Origin of the sequence: Luteibacter sp., from assembly GCF_035539195.1 — a bacterium.
GTDB lineage: Bacteria > Pseudomonadota > Gammaproteobacteria > Xanthomonadales > Rhodanobacteraceae > Luteibacter.
On the sequence record NZ_DATLIW010000038.1, the window covers coordinates 283,969 to 301,850 of the forward strand.

Consider the following 17,882-nt stretch of genomic DNA (forward strand, 5'->3'; position numbering starts at 1 on the left):
ATGTGGGAGCCGGCTACTGCTCTGTGTGGGAGCCGGCTGCGCCGGCGATACGGCCCCACCGCGGCGATGATGTCCGAGGCCAGCCATCATCGCCGCTGAAGCGGCTCCCACACTACGGGTTGCGTCCTAAATGGGAGCCGGCTACTGCTCTGTGTAGGAGCCGGCTTCTGTCCTAAATGGGAGCTGGCTACTGCTCTGTGTGGGAGCCGGCTGCGCCGGCGATACGGCCCCACCGCGGCGATGATGTCCGAGGCCAGCCATCATCGCCGCTGAAGCGGCTCCCACACTACGGGTTGCGTTCCACGGTGATGCTGCCACCACCGGGCGCGCGTGCCTGCACGCCACGGTCGTAGAGCGATTCGATCAGCGCCGGCGGGATGACGAACGTTCCCGCATTGGTCGCCTTGATCCGGTAGACGAACTCCTGCACGTCGGTGCTGGCGCTGCCATAGACCACCACACGATCCTCGCGGACGTCCGCATAGTCGGGCTTCCATGTGGATTCCGGATTGCCGATCGGCGAATGCCACGCGGGCGTGTTGTCGGCAGCACCGTCGTCGGCTTCCGCTTCCACGGCGTCCTCGCCATCGCCCGCCGTGTTCGACGAGTCGGACGTCGCTTCGTCCGACGATGGCGTGGCCGCGGCGGCATCGGCTGGCGCGGCCGTATCGAGCACCGGCTCGAAGCCACCCGGGAGCAGATCGACGATGGCGACGTTGTACACGTCGTGGTCGCCGGTCGAACGGACCCTGACGTGGACGTCGATCTCTTCGCCCGTGGTCACCTTGCCGACGGACTTGCCCTTGGTGTCCGTGTACGTGCGGGTGATCTCGACGCCGTCCTTGCGCGTATCGGTGGATGGCTTGCGGTCGAAACCGGTCTGCGCCACGCCGTACCAGGCCATCGCGTCGGCATCGTTGACCAGGCGCAGGCGCTGTGTGCCGGCGACCCAGTGCGCGTCCACCAGCGACCCCTTTACGGCACCGATCGGCGTCACCGTGCCATTCGCCGCCACCGAGCCGATCGAGAGCTTGCTCACGTCGCCGCCGGCCTGCGAGGCCCACGCATCCAGCGCCATGATGATCATGCCGGAGGAAAGCGTGTTGTAGTGACCCTTGGCAAGCGGACGCACGAGATTTTCGATCGTCTCCGGCGGCAGGCCCTTCGCCTGCTCCGGAAAATGCCTGGCCAGCAGGTAGAGCACCGAGGCGTCGCGAATCGGGGCGTCGTAATAGTCGCCGTAATCGTAGGTCTCGTCGGCCGGCTTCCGGCTGAGCAACTTGCGTGGGCGCGACATCAGGTCGTTGGCCAGCTTGTCCTGGTGCAGCAGCTGGTACGAGGCAGCCAGCCATGCGGCGGCGAGATCGTCGTGCCATTGCTTCGGATAGACCTCCTCGAGACGGCGCTGCACCGAGGCAAGGTCGTTGGTCGTGACGTTGCCCTGGCGCGTGAGCAGGTAGATCGCGTACGCACGCTGGCGCATCTGCACCAGCGTGTCGCCACTGTCGTCGGCGGCGATCTGGCGCAACGCGTTGTCCGCCGAGGCGAGAAGATCGGCAGGCACGGCCACGCCGTGATCGCCGGCTTCGATCAGGTAGTGCACGGCATAGTCGGTGGCGAACACATGGGTATCGGGTGTCGCGGTCCACAGGCCGAAACCGCCCTGCCCGTTCTGGCGTGCGCGCAGCACGTCGAACAACGCAGCCACCGGATCGGCCGGAGGCGTGTCGTCGCCGATCATGCGTGCCGGCTTGATGTCGCCGAACTCCGTGCGCTTGCCGAGGATGAGCGCCGGCATCGCCGCGCTGATCACCTGCTCGGTGCAGTAGTGCGGAAAGTCGACCAGGTAAGCGGCGAGGCCACGTGCCAGCACGACCGGTACGGTCGAGAACGATGCATCGCGCTTGGCGTACTCGTCGTGCATGTCGCGCAGGGCGGTCACGTCGTTTCGCCCGTGGGCCTCGACATGACCGAAGGCAAGGTCCGTGCGCAGCGGCGAGGCCGGACGCACGGAGAGATCCACGCTCTGCTTCGCCGACTTGCCGTTGAAGCCCGCCGTGAACGTCATGTTCGCCGAACCCAGCTTGTCCGTGGCACGCACCCGGAAGATCGCCACGCCCTCGCGCATTTCGCCCAGGCTCAGCGTCTTCGCCGCATCGCCGACGATCTGCAACTGGGGACCGAGCTTGAGGTTCACCGCGACCGGCACGTCCTTGCCACCCAGGCCGGTAAGGTTGTTCGCCACGCCGACGCTGATCTCGGCTTCGTCGCCCGGGGCGAGCGTGGTGGGGACGTTCGGCGAGAGCACGAAGTCACCGCGAACCGTGGCCGCGCCCTCGAAGGTGCCCATCTTGTCGGGCGAGACGCTGACCGCCATGACGCGCAGCTTGCCGTTGAAGTAGTCCGGCACCTTGTAGGTAAGGTCGCGGGAGCCGTCGACATCGACGATGCCGGACCAGTAGGCCACAGGCTTGTCCCGCTTTCGACGGAACGGGTTGAGCTGGCGACCGATCGCACCGTCCGCGTCGCCGCCGGGTGCCGCCATCGTCATCAGTTTCTGGAAGTCGGGGATGATCAGGTCGAGGATCTGCGAGGTGGTGACTTCCAGCATGCGTTTGCGGAAGAAGTACTGCAGGGGGTCGCCCAGCTTGTAGTGCGCCACCTGCAGGATGCCTTCGTCCACGGCGAACACCACGGCACGCGTCGGCGTCGTGGACGTGACGTGGAAGGTGATCGTGTCGCCCGGCTTGACCAGCTGTGGCGATTCCACGGCAAGCACGTTGCGCCGGGCATCCATGTTGACCGAGAACGGCACCACACCGAACGACAACGGACTCATGAAGATCTCGTCCGAGGACGGATCGCGTACGTACTGCACGTTGATGTAGCCGTTGCCCTCGAAGTCGGCCGGAACGGTGATGTGCTGGACCGTGCTGGTCGAGTCGGCGTGGAACCAGGCGTGCGCGTAGACCTTGTCGCGTTCGATGGTGATCAGGCCGCTACCGGCGTAGGGCGCGCGGATGGCGATGTCCACCGCCTCGCCCGGTGCATAGTCCTTCTTCGACAAGGTGAGCTGAAGCTCGGCGTTACGCTCCAGCGAACGCGATACATTGCCTTCGCCAGCCACCGACCAGGCCACGCGGTTGACCTCCTTACCCTCGGCGTTCTTCACCACGAGGGCGAAGTTGCCGGGTTTGTCGGTCGGAAGGCTCACGTCGAGGCCGGTTGCCGGAATGGTCAGCGGCGTTTCGGCCACCGTGGTTTCGCGGGCCTTCGACTCGTACTTGAAGACACCGGAATCCTGCTTGGTCAGCACGGAAACGAAGCGCGTCTCGACGATGGCCTGCTTGAGGCCCTTCAGGTCGATACGCTTTGCGTTCGGATCGATGGCGACCAGGTTCACCGTGCGCTTCGCATCGCGGCTCACGTAATCGAGGTTGTCGACTGCCTTGTAGCCGACGAGCCAGTCGTTCGACGACACCATGCCCTGCGTGGCCGCGGCGACGCTGCGACCGCCCTCGGCCTCATAGGCCTTGGCGAGGAAATAGAGCTGGTAGGTCGCGTCGGCGTACTTGGACAGGTCCAGCGCGAACTCCGCATGGCCCTTGTCGTCGGTCTTCGCGTCGGCGAGCTTCTCTTCGAAACCTTCCTTCGCCCGACGCACGTCGTAGAAGTGGTAATCCTTGTAGCTCGGGAACGAGGGGAAGGCAGGGCGCAGGGTGAGCGAGCCTTCCACCCGGCGATCCGCCGCCGGGGTGCCGAACAGGTTCTGCACATCGACCAGCGCCTTCAGCTGGGCTGGCTTGACCCAGCCCTCGGCGACGGCCGTGGAGAGCTTGGCCGACACTTTCATGCGGTCCGGCTGGAATTCCTTCACCTGCACCGTGGTGCTGCCGATCTGCGAGTACGGCTTGCCATCCTTGGCGATATACAGGTTGACCGTCCAGTTGCCTGTCGGCGAGGTCTCGGCCGTCGTGTGCTCGAGTTCGGCGAAGCCTGCCGCGTCCATCGCGACGGTCTGCTGGCGCACGGTGGTTCCGCGCGGGTCGACCACCTCGGCGATCAGCGGCATGCCGGCGACGCTGCGTGTCCAACTGTTCGCGCGCACGATCATGCCGATGTGGAAGAGGTCGCCCGGGCGATAGATGCCGCGGTCGGAAAACAGGTAACCGGACAGCTGGCCCTGGCTGTGCGCGTTGGGTTCGCCGCCGATGTCGAAGCGGGAGAAATCCAGAGTGCGATCGTACGCGGTCACCGGCAGGAACGAGAGATCCTCGCCCTGGCGGACCACGTACATGGCCGGGGTCTTCTCCTGCGTGAAGCCCTTGAGGTTGGCGAAGTGCGCAAGGCCGTCCGCGCCGGTGTTCTGGGTGAACAGGGTGCTGCCATTCTTGGCGATCACCGCGACCGAAGCCCCCGACACCGGCGAGCCGGTACGGATGGACTGCACGAAGATGTCCTGACTGCCATCCATCGACCGCTTGGCGATCACGCCGAGGTCGGTGATCACGACCAGGCGTTCGTCCTTCGGCCAGTCATAAGGTGTGTGGCCGCTGTCGTCGTCCTCTTTTGCCGCCTCCGCGGCCGCGGCGTCGGCATCCGCGCCCGCATCGCGGGCCGCGGCTTCGCGCGCCGCCTTGACCCGCTGGTCGCGCGCTTCGCGTTCGGCCTTTTCGTCATAACCGGAGAGCTTGAGCAGGAAGACGCCGCGCTTGCCCGAGGCCAGGTACTGGCCGAGGTCGAAGCCTTCGTAATGGGCCTTGCCCGCGGCTTCGTCGGGAAAGGACACCTTCTTCACGAAGCGGTCGACGATGTGGTCCGACGTGAAGCCGTACATCTCGGGCTTGGCATAACTGCCCGAATTGAGCGAGACCAGGTGCTGCAGCTGGTCGGGCAGAACCCTGCCGACCTCGACCCGCATGCCCGGCATGTTGCGCGAGACGACGGAGATCCGCTTGTCCCCACTCAGCGACAACAGCGAGCCATCGGCCATGAAGCGCATCAGGCGCGGGTAGTCGGGCACCGTGAGGACATCCACGCGCGGCTTGGCCATCACGTAGCCACCGAACGAGGTCATGCCCTTGTCCACGCGCACGTAGATGCGCTGGCCCGGTTGGGCGTGGTAACGGAAGCTCTGCGCGGCCGACCAGTCGTTCTCGGTCGGCACGACCTCCGGCTTGACCGGGGTGAACGAGCGCAGGTCGCTTTCGCTGATCGTGTCCGCGGACCAGGCGTGCCGGTTGTCCTGCGGAATGATCCAGGCGTGAAGGTGCTTCGTCAGTTCGGCATCGCTGACCGGACCGCCGAACGCCATCACCACCACCTGCTCCGGCTCGAACCGCGCGTTGTCGACCAGGGTGGCCGAGACCTCGTCGAGCGTCAGGCTGTACAGGCCGGGCACGCGTACCGCGGTTTCCAGCGCCTTCTCGGTGCCATCGCCGCCGCGGCTGCTGCGCACGCCGTCGTCCACCTTGAGGCCGACCGATCCGTCGTCGCGCGGCAGTTGCAGGGGCTGCGAGTGGACGAAGGCGTTGAGATGGTGCTCGTCGTAAGTGACGCTGAACTTGAGTTCGGCGCCGTGCTTCTCGTTGTGGTTGCGCAGGTCGAGCGCGAGGCGCTTCTCCAGCTGCGCCGTGTCCACCGGGTAGTTGAAACCGAGCTGGACGATGGTCTTCTTCTTGGTCGGATCCTGCGGGTCCTGATAGAACTCGCCGTTGACCACCCGCGCCGTGAAGGGCGCCGTGGTGACATCGAAGTGATCGTCCGCGAGCAGCACATGCGGCGCGAACACCTTGGCCTTGTCGAAGCGGACCTCGATCTTCCGGCCCACCGGCCAATCGGCGGCGGGAACGAACGTGAGCACGCGATCGCTTTCCCAGCTCCACTGGCCCGCGAGCTTGGGATCCATGGCGATGCCATCGGTGACCGGCTTGCCCAGGGATTCCAGCTTTGCCGCCGATGCGGAGAACGTGACCGTGAGCGGATGGATAGCGACCGGTACGTGGTCGTAATCGCTGACGTCCGGGGCGGGCGCCTCGAAGGTGATCCGGTTCGGTTCCACGGGCTTGGGTCGGTTTTCCCACCAGTGCCAGCCGAACCAGCCGGCCGCGACCAGGACCAGCACGCCGGCGATCGTGCCGGCGAACTTCACCGGGTGCTGGCGGGCGGTCCGACCGGTGGCCGGCACCCAGGCGGGCGCGGACCATGACATGTTGCCGAATACGGGGCGGAGCACCCTGCCGAGCAACCAGAGCAGGCCGCGCAGCAGGCGCACGGGTAACGAGGCGATGAAACGAAGCAGATCCATGTTCCCTTCCGATCCTTTGATTCGTGTGACGGCATGGCGCCGTGCCCGCGGATACATCGATGCCGGCCACACGCCCGGTGAGGCGGTGTTCCGGCAAGGTGACGTCTATCCCCAAGGTGATGCTGCGCGCGACCCCTGTCGCGACGGCGTCCGGATTCTGACATGGCGACGCCAGACTTCGGGAATTTTTGAGGCGCAATAGAACAATTCTGAAAATTCCGGTGCCTGCTCCGGGCCGTGACCGGCCTCACGCGGCAGACCAACCCGTGTTCATCCCGTTCGCTACTTACGATATGGTGTGCCGACAGGGGGACGAGCGTAGGGGAAAGGGATGTACGACGAGGCGAAGAGTCCGTACGAGCGATCGCTCATCGCTGGCGACCGCGAATTTCGCGAACTGGCCGACTTTGCGCCCGTGATGATCTGGCGCTCCGGCACGGACCAGTTGTGCGACTGGTTCAATACGCCCTGGTTGACCTATACCGGCCGTGCGATGGTCGACGAGGTTGGCAACGGATGGGCCGCCGGCGTCCACCCCGACGATGTGGATCGTTGCCTGGCCACCTATGTCGGCGCCTTCAGGGCTCGCGAGCCGTTCTCCATGGAATACCGCCTGCGGCGCCACGACGGCGAGTACCGCTGGCTGCTCGATAACGGCAAGCCTTTCTACCGTGACAACCGTTTCGCCGGGTACTGGGGAAGCTGCATCGATGTCACTGCCCATCGCGAGGCCGCGCGTGCCCAGCGAATCCTGGTCAACGAACTCAGCCACCGGGTAAAGAACACCCTGGCCGTGGTCCAGGCCATGGCGACGCAAACCTTCGTCGGCGACCGGCCCGTGGCCGATGCGCTGACCGCCTTCGAGAGCCGGTTGCAGGCCCTGGCCGGCGCGCACGACATGCTGGTCAACCATGCGTGGGAGGACGTCGCCCTTCGCGGCGTGGTCGAGGCCACCGTCGCTCCGCACGACCCCGGACAGTCACGGATCGTCATCGACGGCCCACCCCTCATGGTGGCATCGGCACCGGCCGTCTCCGTGGCGATGGCCGTGCACGAGTTGCTGACGAACGCTACCAAGTACGGGGCGTTGTCCACCGATACCGGCCGGGTGGACCTCGGCTGGCGCTTCGATCCCGCCTCGGAGCGGCTGCAGATGACCTGGAAGGAAAGCGGTGGCCCACCGGTGGCGACGCCGACGCGCCGCGGCTTTGGCGTCCGCTTCATCGAGCGGGTCCTTGCCGGGCAGGCCGGTGGCGCCGCCACGGTCGCCTTCGAGGAAGACGGCGTCCGTTGCTGCTTCGAGGCGCCCGCCCGGTCCTGGCGGCACGTGACTGAAAATTTTCGTACGCCCGTGTCGATTCCCTGAAGGCACAATCGACGTAGTCATGAAAGCCGGGAAACGTCCCGGCTATGACGACGGAGAAGGCGCATGCGTTTCATGGTGATCCTGAAAGCGACCAAGGCGTCGGAAGCTGGCGAGATGCCCAGCGAGGCCTTGATGACGGCGATGATCAAGTTCAACGAGGAACTGGTGAAGGCCGGCGTGCTGCTCGCCGCCGATGGGCTGCGCCCGAGCCGCGACGGCGCACGCGTCCGCTTCGACGGCAATCGGCGGGAGGTGATCGACGGCCCCTTCGCGGAAACCCGTGAACTGGTCGCCGGCTACTGGATGATCCAGGTCAGTTCCCTCGCCGAGGCGATCGAGTGGATGAAACGAGCCCCTCATCCGATGGAAGGCGACGTCGCGGAGCTTGAGATTCGTCGCATGTTCGAGGCCGATGACTTTGGCGACGAACTCACGCCCGAGGCGCGCGCGACCATTGACCGCATGCACGCCGAAGTCGCCGCGAAATCCTGACCTCCTCCTTCCGAAGGAACATCCCCATGACCCTGACCCCTTACCTCACCTACAACGGCAACTGCGAAGCGGCCTTCGCGTTCTATGCGAAGGTGCTTGGCGCAAAGCTCGTCATGATGTCCCGTTACAAGGACATGCCGCCGCAACCCGGACAGCCCGGCCTGCCGCCGGGTTTCGAGGACAAGGTGATGCACGCCCGGCTGCAGATCGGCGAGCAGTGGCTGATGGCATCCGACTGCCCGCCGCACATTCCCTACCAGGGCATCCACGGCGTCTCGATCGCCCTGGGCTTCGATAAGGTCGCGGACGCGGATCGCGTCTTCGCGGCGTTGTCCGAGGCCGGCAGCATCCACATGCCGATCGCCGAGACCTTCTGGGCCGAGCGCTTCGGCATGTTTACCGATAAGTTCGGCGTTGCCTGGATGATCAACGGCGCCGAAAAGCATCCCAACCCCTGACCGGAGCACCCCATGCGCTTCCTGATCGTACGTAAGGCCGACGCCGATAGCGAAGCCGGCGTGGCGCCGACCCGTGAACTGGTCGACGCCATGGCCGAGCATATGGACACGCTCGCGGCAAACGGCCGGTTCCTCGCCGGGGAAGGTCTCAAGCCGAGCCGCGATGGCGTCCGGATCCACTTCGCCGACGGCCGGAAAGCTGTGGTTGTCGACGGCCCCTTCGCCGAAGCAAAGGAACTCGTGGCCGGCTTCAGCATCATCGAGGCCGACTCCATCGAACAGGCCGTGGCCTGGGTATCCGCCTGGCCGGCGGAAGATGCGCATGGCGCGGCGGAGATCGAGGTGCGACCGATCGGCTGCCCCGGCGGCCTTTCTGGCTTCGGCGACCCCGCCGAGGGCGATTCGGAGCTGCCGCGATACATGGTGATGCTCAAGGCCAATGCACGCAGCGAGACGGATTTCGATCCCGGCCCCGAGGTACTTGGCAAGATGATGGAAGCGAACAAGGCCGGACACGAGGCCGGCTTCCTGATCGCCGGCTTCGGCCTGTCGTCGAGCCGGCATGCCAGGCGGGTCCGCTTCGGCAAGGGCCACGCCAGCGTCGTCGACGGCCCGTTCGCCGAGATCAAGGAAATGATCGCGGGGTTCTGGGTCCTTCGCGTAGGTTCCATCGACGATGCGATCGCCTGGACGCAGACCTATCCCTTCCCCGATGGAGCCGACGCCCGCCTCGAGATCCGCCCGCTTTACGCCATGCGCGAGCTACTCGCCACCATGAGCTGATGCCGCAGCGCGGCTTGCCTGTCATGACGACGGATGCTTTGATCCGTCGTCATGACTAACCGCGACGTCCATCGCGCGATCGACGCGATCTGGAAGATCGAATCCCCGCGCCTGATCGCCAGCATTGCGCGCCTGGTACGCGACGTGGGCCTTGCCGAGGAACTGGCGCAGGACGCCCTGGTGCTGGCCCTCGAACAATGGCCGGCCGCGGGCGTACCCGACAATCCGGGCGCGTGGCTGACCCAGACGGCGAAGCATCGCGCCATCGATCGCATTCGTCGCGAGCGCATGGCCGGGCGCAAGCTGGAAGCGCTGGGCAAGGACATGGAAGGCCTGCTCGAATCCGGGGACGACGCACTGATCGACGCGCTCGACGACGATATCGGCGACGACATGCTGCGGCTGATCTTCACCGCCTGTCACCCGGTTCTCTCGCTCGAAGCCCAGGTCGCGCTCACCCTGCGCCTGCTCGGCGGTCTCACCACCGACGAAATCGCCCGTGCATTCCTGGTGCCGGAGGCCACCGTCGCGCAGCGCATCGTGCGCGCCAAACGCAGTCTTGCCGACGCGGCCGTCGCGTACGACGTTCCGCGCGCCGACGAACGCAAGGAGCGCCTCGCCGCGGTGTTGCGCGTGGTCTATCTCATATTCAACGAAGGCTACGCGGCGACGACCGGCGGCGACTGGATGCGTCCGGCCCTTTGCGCCGAGGCCCAGCGCCTCGGCCGCGTCCTGGCCGGCCTGATGCCGTACGAGGCCGAGGTGCACGGACTGGTCGCACTCATGGAAATCCATGCCTCGCGGACCGGCGCGCGGACGCGGCCCGACGGCCAGCCGGTGCTGCTCCTCGAACAGGATCGTGGCCGCTGGGATCGCCTTCTGATCGGTCTGGGGTTGAAGGCACTGCAACGCGCCGAACGGCTGGGCGGTGCGAAGGGGCCTTATGCCTTGCAGGCGGCCATTGCCGCGTGCCATGCACGCGCCGCGCGCGCCGAGGATACCGACTGGGCGCGGATCGCCGCGCTCTATGCGGCGCTCGTCGAGGTCGTGCCCTCGCCCGTGGTCGAACTCAATCGTGCTGTCGCCGTATCGATGGCCGACGGGCCCGACGTCGCGCTGGATATCGTCGATGCGTTGGTCGAGGAGCCTTCGATGAAGGACTACCACCTGCTACCCAGCGTCCAGGGCGATCTGCTGTTCCGCCTCGGGCGTTACGAGGCGGCTCGGGAGGCGTTCCTGCGTGCGGCATCGATGACCCGGAACGAACGCGAGCGGGCGCTTCTCGAGGCGCGTGCCGCTGCCTGCCGGCGGTGATTGGCGTATTGGCGGCTGTTCGCGGAGACGCTATACGGTCGTGCGTCTCAGTGCCTGACCTCGATATCCACGTCCGCGCCATCGGGAAGGTCGTCGAGTTGCCGCAGGATCGAACCGGTGAGTTCGAAGTGTTCCTTCGCCGGGACGGGATGAAGGTTCTCCACCGTGTACTCGCCTTCGACGAAGATCGGCAGCGTGACATAGGTGTAGCACTCGCCCTCCGCGCGGATCTTGCCGGCCTCGAGCAAGGCTTCGACGAGCCCCGGAAGAAGCCAGTCGTCGGCGGCTTCTTCGCGAAGCAAGGTGTTGAACGCCGGCACGTTGTCCGCCACGCGCTGGACTTCGGCCGTGCCGGTGTTGAGCCAGAAGATGCCGCCGGCATCGGCTTCGAAGAACATGTCGCCGAGCGCGGTGAACAGCAACGGCGTGAACGCGTCACCGATGAGCCAGTTCCAGGACGTGGCGAGCGCGTCGATCGCTTCCTTGTCCGGCGTGCAGATGAGGTCGTTCCAGGTAAGCGCCATGGGGCTGGCCTTCGTGCGTTGCATGGGAGGGTCCGGGCATTTTAGGCCGATTCTCCCGAGCGGGTCGCCTCAGCGATCCAGGCCGGCAACGACCGCCTCGACGAAGGCACTGCGCGCCTTGGCCTGCTCGTCGTTCGTGGCCACCGGCCATGCCGCCAGCTGCACGATCACCAGATGACGGGAGGGATCGACATAGAGCAGTTGGCCGAAAATGCCGATGCCGGCGAACGCGCCGTTGTCGTAGGTCCACCACTGGTACCCATAGCCGCGGCCGGATGCGCCGATGTCGGCATGCTTGCGTGTGGCATCGGCGAGCCAGCCATCCGCCAGGACGGGCTTGCCACCGGCGATACCGCCGTCGAGAAGGAACTGGCCCAGACGGGCGTAATCGCCCAGCGTGGCCGACACGCCCGAGCCACCCGCTTCCGTCCCATCGACCTCGTCTTTCAGCCAGAGCGCATCGGCGGCCATGCCGTAGGGCTTCCATATCTTCTCTGAAAGGTAGGCGGCCAGTGTCTTGCCGGTGGCTCGTGTGACGAGGATGCCGATCAGGTCCGTTTCGCCGGTCTTGTAGACCCAACGTTCCCCCGGCGCGAATTCGCGTGGAAGTGCCGCCATGTAGGACACGAGCAAGGGCACGCCTGGCTGCCGCGGGCCTTCGTACATCATCGCGACATCGGACGTCGGATCGACATAGTCCTCGTTCCAGCGAACGCCGGAGGTCATCGTCAGCAGCTGGCGCACGGTGACATCGCGATAGGCACCCGCGGCGAGCTCGGGAATGTAGCGCGTGACCTTGTCGTCGAGGCTGTGGATCGAACCGTCGCGCAGCGCCGCGCCGACCAGGGTCGAAGTGAACGACTTCGCCACCGAGAAGGAGGTCCAACGCGTGTCCTCCGTCGCGCCAAGACCGTAGCGCTCGAGGCGCACCCGGCCGTCCTGGACGACCATGAGGCCGGCGACATGGTGCGCCAGCATGTAGGCGTCGAGTGTTTCGTCGTTGGCGAGGCGCGGCAGCAGGGGCGCGCCGGCGGGAAGCGGGTGCGCGACGCCGTGGCGCACGACGTTGCTCGCGTAATGGGTCTGCATCGCGCGGAAGGCGGCTTCACGCTGGGGCTGGTTCCAGAACAGCACATCGGTGCGACGGGCATGCGGCGTGGCGCATGCGGCGAGCAGGATCATGACCGCGACGACGACCCAACGCGTGCGCTTCATGTCGCCTTCCGGGTGCGACGGCGCAGCTCGTAGCCGCCGAGCGCGAGCGAGGCCAGCACGAATGGACCGAGTCCGTAGATCGCACGATAGGCCAGCAAGGCGGCGAGCACCTGCGCACGCTGCTCCTGCGGGAAGGCGGCCAGCGTGATCGCCTCGAACGCGCCGATGCCGCCAGGCGTATTGCTCACGATACCCGCAAGGATCGCGCCGACGTAGATCGGCGCGAAGTCGAGGAAGCTTCCGGCGACATCCGTCGGCAGCAACAGGTACATCGCGGTGATCGCACCGATCATCTCGATCACGCCGATGACGATCTGCGCGCCCGCCGAACGGGCGGAAGGCACCGGCGTGGTGAACTTCCATAGCTTCAGTTCGTCGTGTTTGCCGGCCAGCCAGCGCAACAGGAGGACGAAGAGGACGATCAGCGCCAGGCCGAGCCATCGACCCCAACCGTGGGCGATCGCCGGTTCGAGCATCAAGGCGATCGCCGTGACCGCGGCGAAGCCCATGCCGACCGCAAAACCCACCAGGCCGACCACGCGGGCGACGTCGGGCGCACTCACGCCCTGTGTGGAGAGCATGCGGTAGCGCAGGGCCGTGCCGGTGATCGCGTGGAAGCCGAGCGCGTTGCAGATGGCATGCGTGGTCACCCCGGAGAAGATCTTCATCTTCATCGAGACCTTGCCGGGAACGACGGTCTCGACCGCGAACACGTCATAGGCCGTGAGGCAGGCCCAGCTGACCAAGGTCGCCAGGATCGAGCCGCCCACGTGCCAGCGGGGAATCCGCTCGAGCGCGGCAAGCACGTCGTGCCAGGCCATCCGGGCGATATAGCGATGCAGCAGGAAGATCGCACCGCCGACAATGGCCGCCGTGAGCAGGTACTTGATCGCGTGCGCCGCGAAGACCTTGCCGCCCTGTTTGTCATGCCCTGCCGTCACTGCGCTCGCCTGTCTCGCCGGGTGTTCACTCACGAAAGGCGGGCATCATCCCACGACCGGGCCACGGCGGGGGTGCCCACCACGCGCCCGTCGCGGATCTCGAAGGTGTGGCCGTCGAGCGCCTCGACGTCGGCGGGATCGTGGGTGATCACCATGAGCTGCAGATCCAGGCGCTGCTGGAGCGCGAGCAATTCGGCGCGCATGCGGCCCCGCAATGCCGGATCGAGCGCGGCGAACGGCTCGTCGAGGACGACGATGCGCGGTTCCGTGGCCAGGGCCCGCGCCAGGGCCACGCGCTGCCGCTGTCCCCCCGAAATGCGCGACGGATAGCTATCGGCGACGTCGCCGAGCTCGAGACTGTCCAGCCAGCGCTGCGCGCGCGCGTCGCGCTGGCGTCGTCGGGGATTCAGCCAGCCCCGGTCCAGCCCGAAGGCGATGTTCTGCGCCACGGTCAGATGCGGGAACAGTGCATAGTCCTGGTACACGTAGGCGACATCGCGCAGGCGCGCGGGCAGGTCGATGCGCGACGCCGAGTCATAGAGAACGCGCCCATCGACACGCACACGACCCGCATCGGGCGTGAGCAGGCCGGCCACCGCGCGCAGTGTCAGGCTCTTGCCCGAACCCGACGGCCCGAAAAGCACGACCCGTCGCTGTTCCGAGACGATCGTCACGTCGAGCTCGAAGTGGCGATCGTCCGAACGCAGCGTCTTACGGATGGCGATATCCAGGCTCATGGGCGCGATCGCCGGAGATGGTCCGGCGCCAGCCAGCCGGCAAGCAGCAAGGCGATCACGCAGGTCGCCGACGTCACCGCCACCATGATCCCCGCCGTGCCGTCGTCACCCGCCTGGACCGCGGCATAGATCGCCACCGACAGCGTCTGCGTGCGCCCCGGCAGGTTGCCGGCGATCATCAGGGTAGCGCCGAATTCGCCCAGCGCCCGTGCGAAGGCAAGCAGGGCCCCGGCCGTGATGCCGCGTGCCGCCAACGGCAATGAGACACGGAAGAACACGGCGGCCTCGCGCAGTCCGAGCACGCGGGCGGCACTCTCCAGCTGAGGGTCGACGGCGTCGAACGCGGCGCGCGCCGCCTTCTGAACCAACGGGAACGCCACCAGGGTCGACGCGATCACCGCACCCTGCCAGGTGAACACCAGCTCGATGCCGAGGCGGTCCAGCCACGCGCCGAACACGCCACGCCGCCCCAATAGCACGAGCAGGTAGTAGCCGAGGACCGTTGGCGGCAGCACCAGCGGCAGGGTGAGGATCGAATCGACCAGTTCACGCGCAGGCGACCGCCAGCGCGACAGCCCGTAGGCGACCGCCACGCCGAGGACGAGGTTGATGGCGGTCGCCCACAGCGCGACCTTGAGGGTGAGCGCGAGCGGTACCCAGATCGCGCCCACGAGGCGTCAGGGTGCCTGGAAGCCGAACCCGGCGAGGATGCCGCGCCCCTCGGGCGACTGGACGAAAGCTTCGAACGACGCCGCTTCCCTGCCCTGCTTCGAGCCGGCCACGACGGCGATCGGATAGGTGATCGGCGTCGGCGTCGGCACCGTGGCGACAACGTCGACCTTGTCCTTCATCAGGCTGGCATCGGTGGCGAAGACGAAGCCCGCGTCCACTTCGCCGCGCGCCACGTAGTCGAGGCTCTGGCGAACGTTCTGCGCCAGCACCCCCTTGGCCGACACGGCATCCCACAGGCCTTGCTGCTCCAGCGCCGCCCTGGTGTAACGGCCGACCGGCACCGAAGCCGGGTCGCCATAGGCCACGCGCTTAACGCTGTCTGCCTTGAGGTCGGCCGGCGAGGCCACGTGCCTGTCGCCGCCCTTGGGCACGATAAGGACCAGTCGGTTCGTGGCGAAGTCCCGGCGGCTCGCCGGGTCGATCGCCTTTGCCGCGACGGCCTTGTTCATGGCCGCTTCGTCGGCGGAGGCGAAGACATCGGCCGGGGCACCGCTGACGATCTGCCGCAACAGCACGTCGGACGCGGCGACATTGAGCACGACGTGCGTCTCCGGATGCCTGGCTTCATAGGCCTTGCCGACAGCCTGGAAGGCATCGGTCAGGCTGGCGGCAGCCGAGACGACGAGGTCCGCAGCCGATGCGCCGCCACATCCGACGAGGAGGATCAGCGCAACGAGCGGGCGCAAGCGCATGGGGTCGGTCCTTGGCGGAAGGTTCCGCAATATAGGGACGCACGCCGCGCAGGGTCAACGGCGTCCCTCCGGGACTAGCCCAGTGCAAGCACCACCAGGCTACGTGGCGGTGCGATCAACGCGCCGCCCTCGGCCGGGGTGGCGTCGGTCGGCAGGTCGAGGTCGGTCGAGAAGGCCACCGTCCAGGCGCCCTCGGGCAGCGCGAACTCCACGCCGCCATCGAACGCGTTGATCAGGATAAGCACCGTCTGGTCGTTGCCGCGTTCGCGTACACCGGAGACCTGGCTGCGACCGTCGAGCAGGATGCCGATGGAGCGCGCACGTGGATCCTCCCAGTGTTCCGGCTTCATCTCGCCACCGCCGGGATTCAGCCAGACGATATCGCGCACCTCGGCCACCTCGTCATAGCGGCCATCGAGGAAACGCGCACGACGCAGGATCGGGAATCGATCGCGCAGGGCGACCAGTTCGCGCACGGCCGTGGCCAGACCGCCCTCGGTCGGATCGTCGTTCCAGTCGATCCAGCTGATCTCGTTGTCCTGGCAGTAGGCGTTGTTGTTGCCTTGCTGCGTGTTGCCACGTTCGTCGCCGGCCAGCAGCATGGGCGTTCCCTGGGCGAGGAAGAGCGTGGCCAGCAGGTTGCGCGACTGGCGCTGGCGCATGGCGCGAATGCCGGCGTCCTTCGTGTTGCCTTCGGCACCGTGGTTGAACGAATGGTTGTTGCTGGAGCCGTCCTGGTTGTCTTCGCCGTTGGCCTCGTTGTGCTTGTCGTTGTAGCTAACCAGGTCGCGCAGCGTGAAGCCGTCGTGCGCGGTGATGAAGTTGAGCGACGCATACGGGCGGCGGCCGCGCTTGTCGAAGAGATCGGCGGAGCCCGTGAAGCGGCGCGCGAACTCGGCCAGCTTGCCGTCCTCGCCTTTCCAGAACGCGCGCACGGTGTCGCGGAACTTGTCGTTCCACTCCACCCATCCCGGCGGAAACTCACCCACCTGGTAGCCGCCGGGGCCGCAATCCCAGGGCTCGGCGATCAGTTTCACCTGGTTGAGCACGGGGTCCTGCGTGCAGGAGTCGAGGAAACCGCCATTCTCGTCGAAGCCGTAGGGCTCGCGGCCCAGGATCGTGGCCAGGTCGAAGCGGAAACCGTCCACGTTCATCTCGGTCGCCCAGTAGCGCAGCGAGTCGTTCACCATCTGCAATACGCGCGCGTTGCTGAGGTTTACCGTGTTACCGGTACCGGTGTCGTTGATGTAGTACCGCTTGTCTTCGGCCAGACGGTAGTAGCTGGCGTTGTCGATGCCCTTGAACGAGAGGGTCGGCCCCATCTCGTTTCCTTCGGCGGTGTGGTTGTAGACCACGTCGAGGATCACCTCCAGACCGGCGCGGTGGAACGCGGCGACCATGTCCTTGAACTCACGGGGATCGCCGCCGGACATGTATCGCGTCTTCAGCGCGAAGAAGCCGATGGTGTTGTAGCCCCAGTAGTTGCGCAGGTTTTTTTCCTGCAGGTAGTGGTCGTCGAGGTAGGCATGCACCGGGAGCAGCTCGACCGAGGTCACGCCCAGGCCGCGGATGTAGTCGACGACTTCCGGCGTCGCCATGCCGGCGAAGGTTCCGCGCAGGTGCTCGGGGACATCGGGATGGCGCATGGTGAAGCCACGCACGTGCGCCTCGTAGATCGCCGTGCGTGTCCATGGCACCGAGGGCTTGCCGTGCTCGACCCATTTATAGGAGGGGTCGATCACCATGGCCTTGGGCATGAACGGCGCGCTGTCGCGCTCGTCGAAACTCAGGTCCCCGTCGGGATGGCCCACCGTGTATCCGTAGAGCTCGTCGGCCCAGGTCAGGTCGCCGACGATCTGCTTCGCATAGGGGTCGAGCAGGAGCTTGTTCGGGTTGAAACGATGGCCGTTCTCCGGCTCGTAAGGACCGTGGACCCGGTAGCCATAGAGCTGGCCCGGGCCGACGCCGGGGACATAGCCGTGCCAGACTTCGTCCGTGTACTCGGGCAGGTCGATGCGCCCGGTCTCGTTGCCGGCGTCGTCGTAGAAGCACACTTCGACGCGGGTGCCATGGGCCGTGAACAGCGCGAAGTTCGTGCCCTTGCCATCCCAGGTGGCGCCGCGCGGAAAGGGGGAACCTTCGCGCACGGGCGAGGCGGAATCGTAACGGGCATCAGGCATGGCGGCGATCTCGGGGGCGGCTCAAGAGCATGGCCAAGCCGGCGACAGGAAAACGTGAGCGCCTCCTTCCGGGCTTGACCCCGCAGGATTCGCCAAGCAAGTTGGCGGCGCCGGTGGCAGGTTGGCGCCGTGTCCATGGAG

13 protein-coding genes are annotated in these 17,882 nt (G+C 66.4%); 5 read left to right on the plus strand and 8 right to left on the minus strand.

The window, feature by feature from the left end; all coding sequences use genetic code 11:
- Positions 1–286: 286 nt before the first annotated feature.
- The gene (locus tag VM621_RS16755) at positions 287–6,307 is read right to left on the minus strand and encodes an alpha-2-macroglobulin (protein ID WP_325470092.1); all 6,021 of its coding nucleotides are present in this window, start codon (positions 6,305–6,307) and stop codon (positions 287–289) included.
- A 331-nt stretch (positions 6,308–6,638) separates the two neighbouring features.
- Between VM621_RS16755 and VM621_RS16760 the strand changes: the two genes are divergently transcribed.
- The 5 genes from VM621_RS16760 (at position 6,639) to VM621_RS16780 (ending at position 10,720) form a co-directional block, all read left to right on the plus strand.
- Positions 6,639–7,673 (plus strand): sensor histidine kinase, encoded by a 1,035-nt coding sequence (locus VM621_RS16760; protein WP_325470093.1) that lies wholly within the window; start codon positions 6,639–6,641, stop codon positions 7,671–7,673.
- A 63-nt stretch (positions 7,674–7,736) separates the two neighbouring features.
- Positions 7,737–8,165 carry a YciI family protein gene (locus VM621_RS16765; protein ID WP_325470094.1) on the plus strand — a complete coding sequence of 143 codons (429 nt, stop codon included), beginning with the start codon at positions 7,737–7,739 and terminating at the stop codon, positions 8,163–8,165.
- Positions 8,166–8,191: 26 nt separating this feature from the next.
- Positions 8,192–8,623 carry a VOC family protein gene (locus tag VM621_RS16770; protein WP_325470095.1) on the plus strand — a complete coding sequence of 144 codons (432 nt, stop codon included), beginning with the start codon at positions 8,192–8,194 and terminating at the stop codon, positions 8,621–8,623.
- 12 nt (positions 8,624–8,635) lie between these two features.
- The gene (locus VM621_RS16775) at positions 8,636–9,406 is read left to right on the plus strand and encodes a YciI family protein (RefSeq protein ID WP_325470096.1); all 771 of its coding nucleotides are present in this window, start codon (positions 8,636–8,638) and stop codon (positions 9,404–9,406) included.
- 51 nt (positions 9,407–9,457) lie between these two features.
- Entirely contained in the window at positions 9,458–10,720 is a 1,263-nt protein-coding gene (locus VM621_RS16780; protein WP_325470097.1) for an RNA polymerase sigma factor, read from the plus strand.
- Between the two features lie 47 nt (positions 10,721–10,767).
- Here VM621_RS16780 and VM621_RS16785 read toward each other — a convergent pair whose 3' ends face one another.
- From VM621_RS16785 to glgX, 7 genes are all read right to left on the minus strand, one after another.
- Complete coding sequence (locus VM621_RS16785) at positions 10,768–11,268, minus strand: T6SS immunity protein Tdi1 domain-containing protein (RefSeq protein ID WP_325470098.1); 501 nt, start codon at positions 11,266–11,268, stop codon at positions 10,768–10,770.
- Between the two features lie 45 nt (positions 11,269–11,313).
- Entirely contained in the window at positions 11,314–12,459 is a 1,146-nt protein-coding gene (locus VM621_RS16790; RefSeq protein WP_325470099.1) for a serine hydrolase, read from the minus strand.
- Positions 12,456–13,400, minus strand: a complete 945-nt coding sequence (locus VM621_RS16795; protein ID WP_325470100.1) for a YbhN family protein — start codon at positions 13,398–13,400, stop codon at positions 12,456–12,458. The genes VM621_RS16790 and VM621_RS16795 overlap by 4 nt, the downstream gene beginning before the upstream one ends.
- A 29-nt stretch (positions 13,401–13,429) precedes the next feature.
- The gene (locus tag VM621_RS16800) at positions 13,430–14,137 is read right to left on the minus strand and encodes an ABC transporter ATP-binding protein (RefSeq protein ID WP_325470101.1); all 708 of its coding nucleotides are present in this window, start codon (positions 14,135–14,137) and stop codon (positions 13,430–13,432) included.
- The gene (gene modB, locus VM621_RS16805) at positions 14,134–14,808 is read right to left on the minus strand and encodes a molybdate ABC transporter permease subunit (protein WP_325470102.1); all 675 of its coding nucleotides are present in this window, start codon (positions 14,806–14,808) and stop codon (positions 14,134–14,136) included. Before modB ends, VM621_RS16800 begins: the two co-directional genes overlap by 4 nt.
- A gap of 6 nt (positions 14,809–14,814) precedes the next feature.
- Positions 14,815–15,561 (minus strand): molybdate ABC transporter substrate-binding protein, encoded by a 747-nt coding sequence (gene modA, locus VM621_RS16810; RefSeq protein WP_325470103.1) that lies wholly within the window; start codon positions 15,559–15,561, stop codon positions 14,815–14,817.
- Positions 15,562–15,635: 74 nt separating this feature from the next.
- Positions 15,636–17,741 (minus strand): glycogen debranching protein GlgX, encoded by a 2,106-nt coding sequence (glgX, locus tag VM621_RS16815; RefSeq protein ID WP_325470104.1) that lies wholly within the window; start codon positions 17,739–17,741, stop codon positions 15,636–15,638.
- Positions 17,742–17,882 lie beyond the last annotated feature (141 nt).